General features: G+C 65.2%; 9 protein-coding genes. 2 read left to right on the forward strand and 7 right to left on the reverse strand.

The features are described 5' to 3' along the window. Positions 1–32 precede the first annotated feature (32 nt). The 7 genes from ACYOEI_RS11945 to ACYOEI_RS11975 all read right to left on the reverse strand — a co-directional run bounded on the left by ACYOEI_RS11945 (position 33) and on the right by ACYOEI_RS11975 (position 8,306). Positions 33–1,661 carry a sensor histidine kinase gene (locus ACYOEI_RS11945; RefSeq protein WP_462849751.1) on the reverse strand — a complete coding sequence of 543 codons (1,629 nt, stop codon included), beginning with the start codon at positions 1,659–1,661 and terminating at the stop codon, positions 33–35. A 231-nt stretch (positions 1,662–1,892) separates the two neighbouring features. Then, positions 1,893–3,365, reverse strand: a complete 1,473-nt coding sequence (locus ACYOEI_RS11950; protein ID WP_462849752.1) for a M48 family metallopeptidase — start codon at positions 3,363–3,365, stop codon at positions 1,893–1,895. Between the two features lie 139 nt (positions 3,366–3,504). Beyond that, positions 3,505–4,197, reverse strand: coding sequence for a hypothetical protein (locus ACYOEI_RS11955; RefSeq protein ID WP_462849753.1), 693 nt, complete (start codon positions 4,195–4,197; stop codon positions 3,505–3,507). A 211-nt stretch (positions 4,198–4,408) separates the two neighbouring features. Then, positions 4,409–5,113 (reverse strand): DUF1326 domain-containing protein, encoded by a 705-nt coding sequence (locus tag ACYOEI_RS11960; RefSeq protein ID WP_462849754.1) that lies wholly within the window; start codon positions 5,111–5,113, stop codon positions 4,409–4,411. A gap of 92 nt (positions 5,114–5,205) precedes the next feature. Beyond that, positions 5,206–6,036 (reverse strand): OmpA/MotB family protein, encoded by an 831-nt coding sequence (locus tag ACYOEI_RS11965; RefSeq protein WP_462849755.1) that lies wholly within the window; start codon positions 6,034–6,036, stop codon positions 5,206–5,208. A gap of 209 nt (positions 6,037–6,245) precedes the next feature. Next, positions 6,246–7,766, reverse strand: a complete 1,521-nt coding sequence (locus ACYOEI_RS11970; protein WP_462849756.1) for a helix-turn-helix domain-containing protein — start codon at positions 7,764–7,766, stop codon at positions 6,246–6,248. A 114-nt stretch (positions 7,767–7,880) separates the two neighbouring features. Continuing rightward, positions 7,881–8,306: a hypothetical protein gene (locus tag ACYOEI_RS11975; RefSeq protein WP_462849757.1), complete on the reverse strand. Its 426-nt coding sequence runs from the start codon at positions 8,304–8,306 to the stop codon at positions 7,881–7,883. 590 nt (positions 8,307–8,896) lie between these two features. Between ACYOEI_RS11975 and ACYOEI_RS11980 the strand changes: the two genes are divergently transcribed. After that, positions 8,897–11,362, forward strand: a complete 2,466-nt coding sequence (locus tag ACYOEI_RS11980) for a DUF1549 domain-containing protein (RefSeq protein ID WP_462849758.1) — start codon at positions 8,897–8,899, stop codon at positions 11,360–11,362. A gap of 423 nt (positions 11,363–11,785) precedes the next feature. Then, complete coding sequence (locus ACYOEI_RS11985; RefSeq protein WP_462849759.1) at positions 11,786–13,303, forward strand: Mur ligase family protein; 1,518 nt, start codon at positions 11,786–11,788, stop codon at positions 13,301–13,303. Positions 13,304–13,493: the final 190 nt, after the last annotated feature.

A 13,493-nucleotide genomic window follows, 5' to 3' on the forward strand; every position in this document is an offset into this window, starting at 1 on the left:
AGAGAGGTCCCCACCATCGGAATTGGAATCGTTCAGGCCGCGCGGTGGCTCTTCGGGTTCGCCGACGAGTCGGCGGTGGTGGTCTCGGCCGCTCGGATCGGGAGCCGCACGACGAACGTCGCGCCCGCACCCTCGCCGGGGCTCGTGGCCATGATCTCGCCGTGATGTTGGTTGACGATCCGGTGCGTGATCGAGAGTCCGAGACCGGTCCCCTTGCCGACCTTACGCTTGGTGAAGAACGGCTCGAAGATGTTCTCGAGGACTTCGGGCGGCATCCCGCACCCTTCGTCGTCGAAGACCATCTCCGCCATCCCTTCGGCGTGTCGCAGTTCGATCCGGAGCGTCCCGTCGGCGTTCATCGAGTCGAGCGCATTGACGACCAGATTCAAGACCACCTGCTTGATCTCCTGGCCGTCGACGTGCGCCATGACCGCCTCGCGGGGCTGGAAGACGATGTGCTTCCCGCGATACTTGCCCATGTGGCGGATCATCTCGACGACCCCCTGGATCAAGCCCGCCAGGTCGGTCCGCTCGCGCTGGATCTCGCCGCATCGGGAGAAATCCAGGAGCTTCTCGGTGATGTTCTTACAGCGGAACGCCTCTTCCTGGATCATCCGCAGATAATTGCGGATAACCTTGGCGTCGCTCCCCTCGCTCGCGTCGAGCATCGAGCGGAGTCGATGTTCGAGCGCCTCGGAGCAGAACGCGATCGACGCGAGGGGATTGTTGATCTCGTGGGCGACGCCCGCGGCGAGGAACCCGACGCCGGCCAGACGTTCTGAACGCACAAGTTGACGACTCCGTTCGTTCACTTGACGCTCGAGATCGGCGTATGTGACGCTCAATCGGGCGGTCATGTCGTTGAAGGCCTCGGCGAGGCCCTGCATCTCATCCCCCGTCTTGAGGTCGATCTTGTAGTCGAAGCCCCCTCGAGCCACCCTTCGGACCCCGCGCTGGAGGAGGCGGACCGGGTAGAGGACCCAGCGGTGGAAGAGCGCCGCGAGTCCGCAGAGCATTGCGAGTACGGTAAGGGCCGAGGTCCATACGATGACTCGGCTCGTCTGGTACTGGCCTTTGGACATCAGCAGGACGCTATACAGGTCCTGATGGAGGATATCGGGCAGCTCCATGACCCGTTGGTTCAGCCGCTCGATCCGCATGTTCAGGGTCGAATCCGAGCTCGACCGCGCCTTGAGCGGGGGCTGCTTCTCGGGGTGGCGGTGGAGATAAGTCGAGGTCCCGTCGAAGAGCGGGCCGACCTTCCGTTCGGGGTGGAGCTCGGCCAGGATCGCGGTGAGGTCGCTGTCGATCAGGAACGCGAGCGCCAATTCGTCGCGACCGTCGTCGGCGCGAGTCTTCTTCGTCGTGTTCTTCTTCAGCTCGGTGTGATACGTCTTCAAGGCTTCTTGGGCCTTGAGCACCCGCTGCTCGAGCTCGCGGCGGTCGGTGGGCGAGTCGAGGTTCCCCACATTTTCGAGGCGGACGACGAGTTGAAGCAGATCCTTCGATGCCCCGAGCTCATGGAGCGAGTCGACGTGCTTCAAAATGCTGGTGTGGAACGAGTGGAGGCCGAAGATGGAGCCACCCATGAGGGTGAGCATCATCCCGACCACCAAGGTGAGACCGGCAATCATCTTGACGCGAATAGGCCATTGGGGCATGGCGACGACCTCCTTGTCGCTCGACGGACAGTGCCTTTGTCCGCTTCGGCATGACGCGGGGGACTATACCACACTCCCCTGGAGCCTCAAAGACGCATCGTGAAGGTTTTCCTAAAGTCTGACGATCGTGCAGCCGAGGGGCCGTTTGTCGTCCATTCGGTACAGCCGTGACCTGACCGGATGGCAAACTTAAGCAGGCGTGTAGACAACTCTCGGGCTCAGATCCGGGGCCTAGCGCCAGGAGATCGTCCCCGAGGCGAGGGCGATCAAGGCAAGCGCGATGAGAACCCCGGCGACCGCGAAACGGAGCCGGGAAACGCCTCGTTGGAAGGTCCGCACAGCCTCGGGTTTGCCCTCGAGCTCCTGGAGGAAGGCGATGCGCCTGGCGATGCTCCCGTGTCGCCAGGATCGGGCTCGGGGCTCGATGCCGTTGAGCGTGGCGACGCTCGCCAGTGCATTCGAGAAGATCCGGATCCCGACGGGGCACGGCACGACCGCAGCGGGCCCGCGGTCGGGGTCATGGTCGAGATCGGCGTGCGGCGGGCAGTCGGTCAGGCCGCAGGAGACCGACTGGCAGCCGAAGACGTCGGCCTGGCGTTCGAACCTACGGGAGACGTGGCCGAACACCACCAGGAAGTAGACACCGATCACGGAAAGGACGACGGTCGCCTCGATGATCGAGGCGAGCGCGGGATGTTCCGGACCCGCCAGGAGCGACGAGAGAGACATGAGGCTCGCGTCGATCGACTGGTTGAACATCGCGAGCAGTCCAAGGCTGCCGGCGAAGAAGAAGCCGAAGTAGAAAAGGTGCCGGTGCGCAATGTGACCCAACTCGTGGCCGAACACCGCCGAGATCTCGTAAGGGTCGAGTGAGTCGATCAGGGCATCGCTCAGGAGCACGTATCGGAACCAGGGCAACGCACCCGTGACGCATGCGTTGACGACGACATTCCCCGTGTCCCAGACGAGGATGTCGGTGTAGCGGAACCCGAGCCGACAGGCCTGTCGTTCGAGCCGGTCGCGCAGAGGACCTTTCGGCAACGAATAGCTCGGCCAGGCCGCGCGGACGAAGAGCGGCGAGAGTCCGAGCATCACTCCGGCCATGACCACGACTTCGGCCGGTTGCGACCAGGCGCTCGTCCCCCATTGGGGCCAGACGCGCTCGATCACGTCCTGGCCCAGCGAGAAGATCAGGAGCATTGGGAGCGCGAGGCCCAGGGTCTGTCGGGCGCGGAGTACCAGGTGTCGAACCAGGGTGGCCTGGCGTCGCGAGACCTGGCTCGATCGCATCGCCCGCTCGGCCGGGTAGGCTCCCCACCAGATCGCGAGCTGCATCGCGATATAGGGGAGCAAGACCAGGGTTTCGTCGACGACGGGGATCTTCTCGCCCCCGAGCCCCAGTCGGACGATCTGCGGCCAGCCCCACAGGTGGACGATCGCCGCGTAAGCGATCAAGGACAGGATCTCAAGCCCTGTCATCCCCCAGGCATAGCGTTTTCGGAACCACAGAGGCGCGCGGCCGAGCCGGCCGATTCGATTCGCCGTCCAACGCCCCAGGGCAAGCGCCAGGGCCGCGACCGTGGCGATACTCCCGAAGACATGGGTTAGGCCCGAGCCGAAGTCGGGTTGGGGCTGGTCGACGGTCGTCACCGCCTCCTCGAGCCCGAATCCGATGAAAAGGGCGACCAGCAAAAGGAAAGGCATGATCGCCCCTTCCGTGTTGACCAGGCAGAGATGCGAATGGTGATCGGCGAACCTTCGCTAGAGATCCGAGGCATGCCTCGGAATGAACCGAGTTCGGTCTCGAACCCACGAAGGCCGCCGTGATCGGGGATTTGGTCGTTCAGTTCGCCGCCGTGCCGACCAGGACGAACTGGACGGGAAGGAGAGCCGGGGCCGACTCGCCCTTGACCGCGAGGGTCAAGGGGACGACGGCGCCCCACGTATCCTTGGCGTCGTCGTGCACCATCGTCGGCGCGGCCTTCGCCGAGGATTCCGGGGCGCCGAGCAACATCAGGATCGCCGGATGGCTTGTCCCCGCCGACTCCGCGCTCCCTTCTTCGAGCGCCTTCTTCGCGAGGGTCGGCAACCCCTTATCCTTCGAAGCGGGGAGCAGAAGCGTGTAGTCGCGATACGTGCTCACGCCCAGGTGGTCGCCGTTGACGGGTTGGAGGCCGTAGCGGAGGGTGTACAGGCCCTGGGGGATCGACTGGTCGCGGTAGTCTCGACCTTCGCCGGGGAACCGGAGGGCACCGAGCAACTCGCCGGGCGCGAGGACCGGGAACTGGATCGTCCCATTTGGCGCGCCCGGCTTGCCCGAGGCGGGGACGACCTTGCGAAGCCAGAAGTCGGCGTAGGGTTTTCCCTGATCGTCGACGACCCGATACCCCTGACTGTTCAATTGGCCCTTGATCGCGTCGGAGTATCCAGCAGGAGGCGCCTCGTTCATAGCCGCGATCTTGTAAGTCCCCTGGGCGAGAACAATCGAGGGGGCGAGGAGCAGGGCGAGCAAGGGGACGAGGGGGTTCCAACGCATTCGGATGTCCATTCTCGAGGATTCGTGAATAGAAGCGGGCGGGTGTTGGATCTCGGTCGCTTGGGGCCTCGACGTCGAGGATGCGATGCGAAACGCCGATGGAAAGGCCGCAATGATGGGGCCCTCCCTCGGCGTCTGAAGGCTGCAGTCCGGAGACCCCCGTCTCGGTGTCTTGTCGACACGCCTCGAGTCGGGTCATTCTCGAGGAGACTCAGAGCGCGAAATGGCCGACGAAGCTGCTTCGGCAGTTCGGGTCGTCCCAACGGGTCTCGAGGCCTTGCCCTTTGAACTGGTGTCCGAGGGTGTAGGCAGGGAGGACGTCGACCCCTTTGGAGAGCGGCTGGTAGGCCACGACCTCGTTGCCGCAGAAATGATCGCCGTCGTCGAGCGGTCGGGTCAAGATCTGGGCCAGGCCCGCGGCCCAGAACGAGGCGCGGGGAGCGTGGGGCATACCGTGTGCGGCATGGGCCGCTTCGGCCTCGCCGGGGGAGTGGGACTCGAGTTTCAAGCTGATCCGAGCCGGCTTGATGTCCACGACGTTGGAGAGTCGTTGGCCGCCGAGTTCCCTGGCCATCGCCACGAGTGCCTCACGTTGAGGGGCCGTCGCCTTCTCGTCGACGATCAAGACCGCCTTCGCCTCCTCCGGCTTGTCCTCGGAGAAGGTCGTGGTCGCCTGGACGGCCGCGGCGACGCTCAGGCCGTTCAGCCGGACCCCCTTGTAGGAGCCTTCCGTCACCTTCCAGGCCATCACGGCCTGCTTGCCATAGATGAAAATTTCGGCATTGGAGAAACACGGGCCAGTGAACACGTCCGCAGTGCGTGCTTCAATGTATTCGCCTTGAATACCGGCCGCGCCGGCCGCGGTCGCACCGAGGAGGATCAATGTCCCGCAAAACGCGGAGATTGATGGAGACATGAGGTCTAAACTCCCGGATCGAAAGGGGTTTGGCGGGTGGATCCCGGATCCTTCGACATTGTTTGGATTATGGGAGTTGGGGTGCGCGGAAGTCAAGGGTCGCTGCCGACGCCCGATGCAACCATGTCGGGTCGGATCTGGATTTCGATCCGACGGTTCTGGGCTCGAGCGCCGTCGTCGAGACCGTCGTCCTTCGGTTGGGTCGCCTCGAACCCGGCGACCTCAATCCTGACGGGGTCGATCCGGCCGTCGGAGGCGATCATCTCGCGGACTCGGGTCGCTCGCTCGAGGCTGAGGTGGCCTGACTTCGGCGCTTCGTCGCGGAGCCCGGTCGCCTGGATTGGGGAGTCGGCGGTGTGTCCCGCCACGAGGACGTGGTACGCGCGCAACTCCGGCTGTTCGAGCAGGTTGGCGACCGACTGCATCAACGAGCGAGCCTCGGGCTTGACCCGGTCTGTCCCGGGTTGGAAGAGCTGGTCGGTCGTGACGGTCAATGTCGCCGACTTGGGGTCGAATTCGCAGCCCGCGTGGGATTTCGCGAAGGTCTCGAAGCGTTCGAGGGTACTCGTCGAGATCGGGTTCGCGGCGACCCTGATCTTGCTCTTGATCTGGTTGAGCTCGACGCCCACCTTCTCCAGCTCATCCTGATAGGTGAGCACGCTCTTGTGGAGGAGCTTGTTCTCCTCGTCCTTGGCGGCGAGACGTCGGGCGTCGTCGTCGGCGCGTTGGGCGAGGTCCTCGTATTCGGATTTCTGGCTGAGGACCATGTCCTTGAGCCGGGAGTTTTCCGACTGGATTGTGCGGCTCAGCGTGTGGCACTCGTCGAGCTTCGAACGATGGACCGTGGAGCAACCGGCCAGGAGGCCGACGCATCCGAGGATCCAGGTTCGCAACGATCGCGTGCGCCGAGACGGCTCGACCATCCGTTCCGACTCCTTTCGGTACGAGGAGGCCACTGCGGGTCTCGAGGCCGGGCGAACAATCCTCGCGGTTCCTTCGCAAGGGAGCGTCCGACTTCGCTGAACGACGAGGGGACTCGAACGTGACGAGCCCCGAGGGATTCAACATCCCCGGGGCGATCGATCGAGTCGGGGCGGACCTCCCTGGCCCGCCCGGCTGCGGATAACGAATCTCAGCCGCCGATGAGGCCGGCGAGGGTCTTGACGATGCCCGAGGCGGGCGAGTCGTTCTGGTACTCGTACAGGTTTCGGACGAGGTCCATCGCGACGAACGCCAGGAAGAGCATGAAGAAGGTGGCGACGCCGAGCATGGAGACCCAGAGGCCGCCCCACTCCGCGGAAGGACCGGCCGACACGAGGGCGGTGGGCCCGGCCGAGGCTCGGGACGCGGAGGAGGGCGTTTCGCTCTCGACGTCCCAGGCGCTCGCCATTTCGCCGGAGGTGGCGGCTTCGAATCCGTCGTCGTCCCCTTCGTCCTCCTCATCGTCTTCCGCTTCGAGGATGGCCGGACCCATCGCCGTGGCGGCGTTCTGGTCGACCTCGTCCTCGTCGATGGCGAAGACTTCCGAGCCGGTGTCCGCCTCTTCGAGCTCGAAGTCGCTGGCGGCCTCGAGCTGCATCGTCTTGTCGTCGGAGTCGCCTTCGGAGCCGAGGGCGTCGACCTCGAAGTCGGTGTCGTCGAAGATGTCCTTCTCGCCCTTCTTCGTCGACGGGGGGGGCGTCGCCGAGAGCGCGGGCTTGGGCTTCCCGGGAGCGGGCGACTTAGGCAGGTTGCTGCCGCTCAACGGGGAGAGCTCGATGGAGCTGGCGCCGCCGCCGAGCCCGAGCCCGGGGGCCATCTGGAGGTTGATCCCGGAGTCGCTGGGCCGCGACAGGTTGATCCCGGAGAAGCCGGGGTCGGCCGCGGTCACGTCGGAGTCTCCCGGCTTGGCGAGCGGGGTCGACTCGAATTCGTCGCTGGCGTCCTCAAGGGCGCTGAGCTCGAAGTCGCTGCCCGAATCCGGCTGGAGGGCGTCGATCACGCTCGAGGGGGTGAGCTCGAAGTCGCTGTCCCCGTCGTCGTTCGCGGCGACGACCTCGGCGGACGAGCCGAACTTGGGGCTCTGCCGGATCGACGTGTCGCCGGGGGTGAGTGCGTGATGGTCGGAGGTGTCGTCGGCGATCAGGGTGACGTCGGAGTCGCTCGGCGGCTTGAAGTCGCTGGGCGTCGCCAGACGGACGTCGGAGTCGCTCGGCCGGGCACCCGGGGGCGTCTCGGGGACGAGGCGGACGTCGGAGTCACTCGGCAGCTTGCCGCCGGAGGACATCCCGATGATCACCGAGCTCGAGTTCGTCGGCCCGGGGGGCAGGGATAGGTCGTCGAGGAGGATGTCGTGCTCGGCGCCGGAGTCGCTGCGGGGAATCTCGGTGGTGTGGGCGCCGAGATCGGGGCTGGCGACGCCCATCTGGAATTCCGAGAGGTCGATCTCGTCCCCAGCGTCGGCGGCCGGGATGTCGAGGTCGGAGAGTCGCAGTTCGGCGTCGCTGCCGAGTCCTCGGCGGCGGGCCAACTCATCGACGTCGCCGACGCGGAAACGCCACGATCCGCCGTCCAGGAAGGCGCGAACTTCGCGCTGCTGGGCCTTGGTTTTCAGCTCGTCGGGACTCATTCCCAGGACGCGGGCGGCTTCTTCAAGGGTATAGAATTGAGCCATGGACGTGCTCCTCGCGATCTTCCCGGCCGGGTTGGGCCGTTGTACCGGTTTTCGCTCTCGAGGTCGGAAGGAGGGGACCGCGTCGGCGAACATGCACGCCCACGACCCCAACCCTCATCGGCGAATCGGGCGCCCCAAGGACTTCACCATCGACTCGATCGCGGCGACCTCGGGCTGTTGGTTATTGAATTGGGAAAGCTTCATGTCCCATAGATATTGTCGAGCACCCACGAGCTTGACGGTCTTATCGCCCCCCATGGGATCGATCCGATAGACGGTGAAGGCTTGAGATCGGGTATCGATCAGGTAGAGAATCTGGGCCCCGCCGTCGGCCTGCGTGGTGAACGCGAGCGTCCCCGAAGGATCGCCGGTCGCCGCCGCGGCGGCCCGCGGACGTTCTCCCGGAGAGGCGAGCGATTTCTCCGATTGGGCCATGAGGACAGGCCCCCGGATCCCCCCGAACCCTGCCATCAACGTCAGGCCCAGTAACAGGCCCGGCAAGCCGTAACGCGCCACACCACTCCAGCCACGCAAGGGCATTCCCGCCTCCTCCTTGATTGGCCCGGGATTGCACCTCCCCTCCGTGGAGAGATGCACCGAAAACTCTCGGTGACCCAAACCCCGGAGCATGCTCCGGGACGGGGACGTATCTTCGCGAGGCTACCGAACGCCTCTAGCTTACCACACCCGACGGTGGAGATTGAAAGGACGACCGAAATCGTGTCGTCGAGCTCGCGGAAACTTTAGTCGACGACGCTCGACCTCGAATGACGGAGCATCATCTTCCGTAAAATTCTATCCATCTGATTCCTTCGTGCAAGCCCAGTGCCGGCTGCGAGAAATGGAGGGGTCACGAAGACCTGAACGGTACCGGAGAAGAGGCGTCCTGGGCGTTCGAGTGGATTTTTTGTGCCTCGTCGTTCGTGACACGAATGGATTCGACGTCGAAAATGTTTGACTTTCCTTGAAACTCCCGCCAACCTTCGAGTATGTTAGCGCATTCCATGCGAGGTTCCCGACCGTCCATGGCAGTCCCCGCCGCTCGATTCCTGGCGCCAAGGCTCGGGGAGTCGATCCCTGAGCACGCGACCAGCCCGCCGCCGAACTCGACGATTGAGGAGGAGCGATCGATGCCCGCTCGACGAACCGTGAGGTCCTGGGCACTCACCGTCTCGACCTTCCTGGCGCTCGGGGCCGCTTCGGCCCGGGCTGCCGACGACCCGGCGGCTATTATCGGCAGCCCCACGACGGTGGTCATCGCCCCCGTCGAGTCGACGCTCCATGGGAGCCGGGCGACCCGACAGTTGATCGTGTCCTCGACTTATGCTGACGGCACGATCCGCGACCTCACCCATGCCCTCGAATGGATCAGCCTCAATCCCGAAGTCGCCTCGGTGAACGCGAAGGGTCGCGTGCTGCCCAAGGCCGACGGATTGGCCACGATCGTCGCCAGGCGCGGCAGCGTCGAGGTGAAGGCGACCGTGAAGGTCGAAAAGATGGGGCAGACCATCCCGGTGAGTTTCCGTCGGGATGTCGTCCCGGCATTCAGCCAGGCCGGCTGCAATATGGGCGCCTGCCACGGCACGCCGACCGGCAAAGGTGGATTCAAGCTCAGCCTCCGCGGCTACTTGCCCGACCAGGATTTCTTCGTCCTGAGCCGAGAGGCGGGGGGCCGTCGGATCAATCCACTCGCCGCTGAGACGAGCCTGGTCCTGCGGAAGCCGCTCGGCGAGCTCCCGCACGAAGGGGGCCTGCGGATCTCGCGGAACACCAAGAGCTACGAATACATCACCGAGTGGATTCGGGAAGGTGCCCATGACGACCCCGGCGCCCCTGCGGCCGTCCGGCTCGAGATCCTTCCGGGGGCACGGGTCCTGAACGCCCCGGCGAAGAACCAGCAGGTCGTCGCCGTTGTCCACTTGGCCGACGGCTCCTCCCGAGACATCACCCCGCTCTGCTATTACAACTCGTCCAACCCCGAGATCGCGGACGTCGACGTCGACGGCTACGTCACCTTCAAGTCGAGGGGCGAGGTCGCCGTGATCGCCCATTACCTCGACCTCGTCGCGAACGTCCGGCTCACCCACCTGGTCGAGGTACCCGGCTTCGAGGTCGCGGCGGTCCCCCAGGACAACGTGATCGACAAGGCCGTCTTCGCCAAGCTGAACCGGATGCGGATCAGTCCGTCGGAGCTCTGCACCGACCAGGAGTTCATCCGACGCGCCTACCTCGACACCATCGGCGTCCTCCCGAAGCCCGAAGAGGTTCGAGCGTTCCTCGACGACCCGTCCGCCGACCGACGCGCCAAGGTGGTCGACAGGCTCCTCGTCCGCCCCGAGTTCTATGACTTCTGGACGTTGAAGTTCGCCGACATCCTCCGCTCGAACGGGCGGCTCATCCAGTCGAAGGGAACCTATGTCTTCAATCGCTGGATCCGTGCCCAGCTCGAACGCAACACGCCGATGGATCGGTTCGTCCGCGAGCTGCTGACCGCGGACGGGTCGGCGTTCAAGAATCCGGCCGCCAATTACTATCGGATCAGCCGAGACCCCGAGAACTCGGTCGAGACGACCGCGCAGCTCTTCCTGGGCGTGCGAATCCAGTGCGCGAAGTGCCACAACCATCCGTTCGAGCGCTGGACGCAGGACGACTATTACGGCTTCGCCGCGTTCTTCTCGAGGGTCCGCCAGAAGCCGGGGGCCCTCCCCGAGGACGAGGTCATCTTCACGGCCGGGGACGGCGACGTCCGCCAGCCCAGGACCGGCCAGGTTATGAAGCCCAAGGCCTTGGGCGGACCGGTGCTCGAGGATCCGAAGACCCCCGACCGTCGCGTGGCGCTCGCGTCATGGCTGACCGGCCCCGAGAATCCCTTCTTCGCCAAGAGCCTGGTCAATCGGGTTTGGTTCCACCTCGCGGGCCGAGGGATCGTCGAGCCCGTTGACGACTTCCGGGACTCGAACCCGTCGTCCAACGACGAGCTGCTGCAAGGGTTGACCACGCAGTTCGTCAAGGGGGGCTTTGATCTCAAGGCGTTGATCCGATCGATCCTCGTCAGCCGGACTTATCAGTTGAGCGCCCGGACCAACGAGCTCAACGCCGACGACACGCTGTACTTCTCCCACGCCTTCACCAAGCTCTTGCCCGCCGAGGTCCTCCTCGACGCGATCTCGACGGTCACGGCGACCGTCACGCCGTTCGACAACCTGCCTAAGGGCTCACGCGCGGCGCAGATCCCGGACGGCAAGATGGAGAACCCGTTCCTCAAGACGTTCGGCCGTCCGGCGCGAGAGCTCGCGTGCGAATGTGAGCGCGAGAGCGACTCGAACCTCTCGCAGGCCCTCCAGCTCATCGGAGGGGCGACCGTCAACGGCAAGCTCCGCGACGACAACGGGCGGATGGCCCAACTGGCGAAGGGCACGAAGAGCCCCGATGAGATCACCAAGGAGCTTTACCTTCTGGCCTTGGCCCGCGAGCCGAACGCCTCCGAGCTGTCGGCCGCAAGCAAGCATCTCTCCGCCGCCAAGGATCGTCGACAGGCGGTCGAGGATCTTGGTTGGGTCTTGATCAACTCGAAGGAGTTCCTCTTCCGCCATTGATCCAGGGGCTGGCCCCTCGGATGGAAGCCGAAAACCTGACATCCCCACGCCTCGGCGTGGGGATTGTCATTTCAGGTGGGCGTCCCATCTCGAAATTGGAAATCGCGAAATGTCTCGAGGCCTTGTTCCAGGTCACTGGAAACGAAGCACCGGACGAGAATCCGAGCGATGGAACGTCACTCGTGACGTTCGATAGATAAGTGGCGAGATAAAATGCGTCGAGTTTGCGGACAATGGATGCGGGCGCCATGGCGGACCGAGATTGGAGACCCGGGACAAACCTCCTCTTATCGGCGTCGAGTCACTCTTGGCATTGCCTTTTTTCGACGTTTGGCCAAAAATGCCGCCGCTTGAGGCAGGGTCGAAAGACGCCAGGGTCCATGATGGGCCCGGCTCGATTGGCAGGCAAGGAGGCGAAAACCGATGGCACGCTGGTTTGTCGACCGTTGTCCCCGACAGGGGATCCCGTCGGTCAGCCTTCGACGACTCCTTCCCGACGCCCAGTTCCTGGGTTGCCAGGACTGGGAAGTGTCGGGTTGCACGTCGGACAGCCGCCGTCTAGATCCCGGGCAGGTCTTCGTCGCGGTCCGAGGGGCGAAGCACGACGGTCATGCGTTCGTCGCACAGGCCCTTGAGCGGGGCGCGGCGGGGGTCGTGGTGGAGCGGCCGTGCCCCGAGGCCGGGCGGCTCCAGGTCGTGGTCCCCGATGCTCGCGAGGCACTCGCGCGGCTCTGTCATGCCCTCGCGGGCGACCCGGCGGATCAACTCCTGACTTTGGGAGTCACCGGCACCTGCGGGAGGACGGTCACCAGCCTCTTCCTCCGCTCGATCCTCGAGGCGACCGGTGTCCGCTTCGGTCTCGTCGGCGGCCTCGGGTGGTCGGATGGCGTCTCGGTCCGGTCGATGTCGACGACCTTCCCCGGCGCCGAGGGCCTTTCCGTCATGCTCTCGGAGATGGTCGAGCATGACTGCGCAGGGGGCGTCATCGAAGTCCCTCCGGAGGCCCTGGAGGCCAGGCAGGCCGAGGGCCTCAGGTTCGATGCGGCCGTCGTGACCGACATAGGGCTGGTGCCCGGCCTCGAGGCCCGGACGATCCAGTCGCGTCGTCAGGCGAAAGCTCGGCTCTTCCGCATGGTCAATCCGGGCGGGGCCACCGTCGTCAACGCCGACGACCCCGACGTCGAAATCCTGGGTGCGGTGAATCTTAACGCGACGCGCGTCTCCTTCGGGATCGAGCGGCCGGCCGACGTGTCGGCCGAAATCGAACGGCTCGACCGTCGCGGAGCCCGTTTCCGCCTCAGGGGCTTCGATCGCGAGGCGACCGTTTCGCTCCGGCTGACCGGCAGGGCTCACGTTTCCCAGGCCCTCGCGGCGGCAGCCGTGGCGTGGGCCCGAGGGATCGACGTCGCCGCGGTGGTCGCGGGCCTCGAGTCCGTCATCCAGGTCCCCGGCCGGCTCATCGAGGTCGCGGAAGGCCAAGACTTCGCGGTCTGGATCGATCAGGCCCGCAACGGCCCGGAGCTTCAGCAGGCCCTGGCCACTGCCCGGAGCCTCGTCGACGGCAAACTGCACTGCGTCGTCGGAGCCGAGGGCTTGCGGGATCGCTCTGAACGCCTGGGGCTCGCGTTGGCCGCGGAGGCGGGGGCCGACCATGTCGTCCTGACCAGCGACAACCCTCGGACCGAAGACCCCGACCAGGTGATCGACGACCTGCTCGCCGGCTTCCGCCGGCCCGGCCGAGTCCAGGTCGAGCCCGACCGTCGCCTCGCGATCGAGACGGCCCTGGCGTCCGCCGCCCCTGGCGACGCGGTCCTCATCGCCGGCAAGGGAACCCGGACCTACCAGATCCTCGCCGACCACGCCCTCCCCTTCGACGACCGGGCCGAGGCCTCGCGTTGGCTCCGCCTCCAGCAAGGACGGTCGCGACGAAACTCGGCCTGAGTCGGGCTTCGTCGCTCGATCACTCGCCGCGGATTCCGAACAAGCCCCGGATCGATGATCCGGGGCTTGTTGATTTGATGACGGAATGTCGTCACGCGAGGCATCATCGCATGAGAATGTTTCCTTCCCACTGGTAGGTGGGGCACTCTTGCCCCCGCTCTTTCTGAATGAGCCCAGACGAAAGCCGAGG

Source organism: Singulisphaera rosea, assembly GCF_054877945.1.

Bases quoted from the DNA above. Each gene is read 5' to 3' on its own strand.
- ACYOEI_RS11945 (WP_462849751.1), bottom strand. From the start codon at position 1,661: ATGCCCCAATGGCCTATTCGCGTCAAGATGATTGCCGGTCTCACCTTG.
- ACYOEI_RS11950 (WP_462849752.1), bottom strand. From the start codon at position 3,365: ATGCCTTTCCTTTTGCTGGTCGCCCTTTTCATCGGATTCGGGCTCGAG.
- ACYOEI_RS11955 (WP_462849753.1), bottom strand. From the start codon at position 4,197: ATGCGTTGGAACCCCCTCGTCCCCTTGCTCGCCCTGCTCCTCGCCCCC.
- ACYOEI_RS11960 (WP_462849754.1), bottom strand. From the start codon at position 5,113: ATGTCTCCATCAATCTCCGCGTTTTGCGGGACATTGATCCTCCTCGGT.
- ACYOEI_RS11965 (WP_462849755.1), bottom strand. From the start codon at position 6,036: ATGGTCGAGCCGTCTCGGCGCACGCGATCGTTGCGAACCTGGATCCTC.
- ACYOEI_RS11970 (WP_462849756.1), bottom strand. From the start codon at position 7,766: ATGGCTCAATTCTATACCCTTGAAGAAGCCGCCCGCGTCCTGGGAATG.
- ACYOEI_RS11975 (WP_462849757.1), bottom strand. From the start codon at position 8,306: ATGCCCTTGCGTGGCTGGAGTGGTGTGGCGCGTTACGGCTTGCCGGGC.
- ACYOEI_RS11980 (WP_462849758.1), top strand. From the start codon at position 8,897: ATGCCCGCTCGACGAACCGTGAGGTCCTGGGCACTCACCGTCTCGACC.
- ACYOEI_RS11985 (WP_462849759.1), top strand. From the start codon at position 11,786: ATGGCACGCTGGTTTGTCGACCGTTGTCCCCGACAGGGGATCCCGTCG.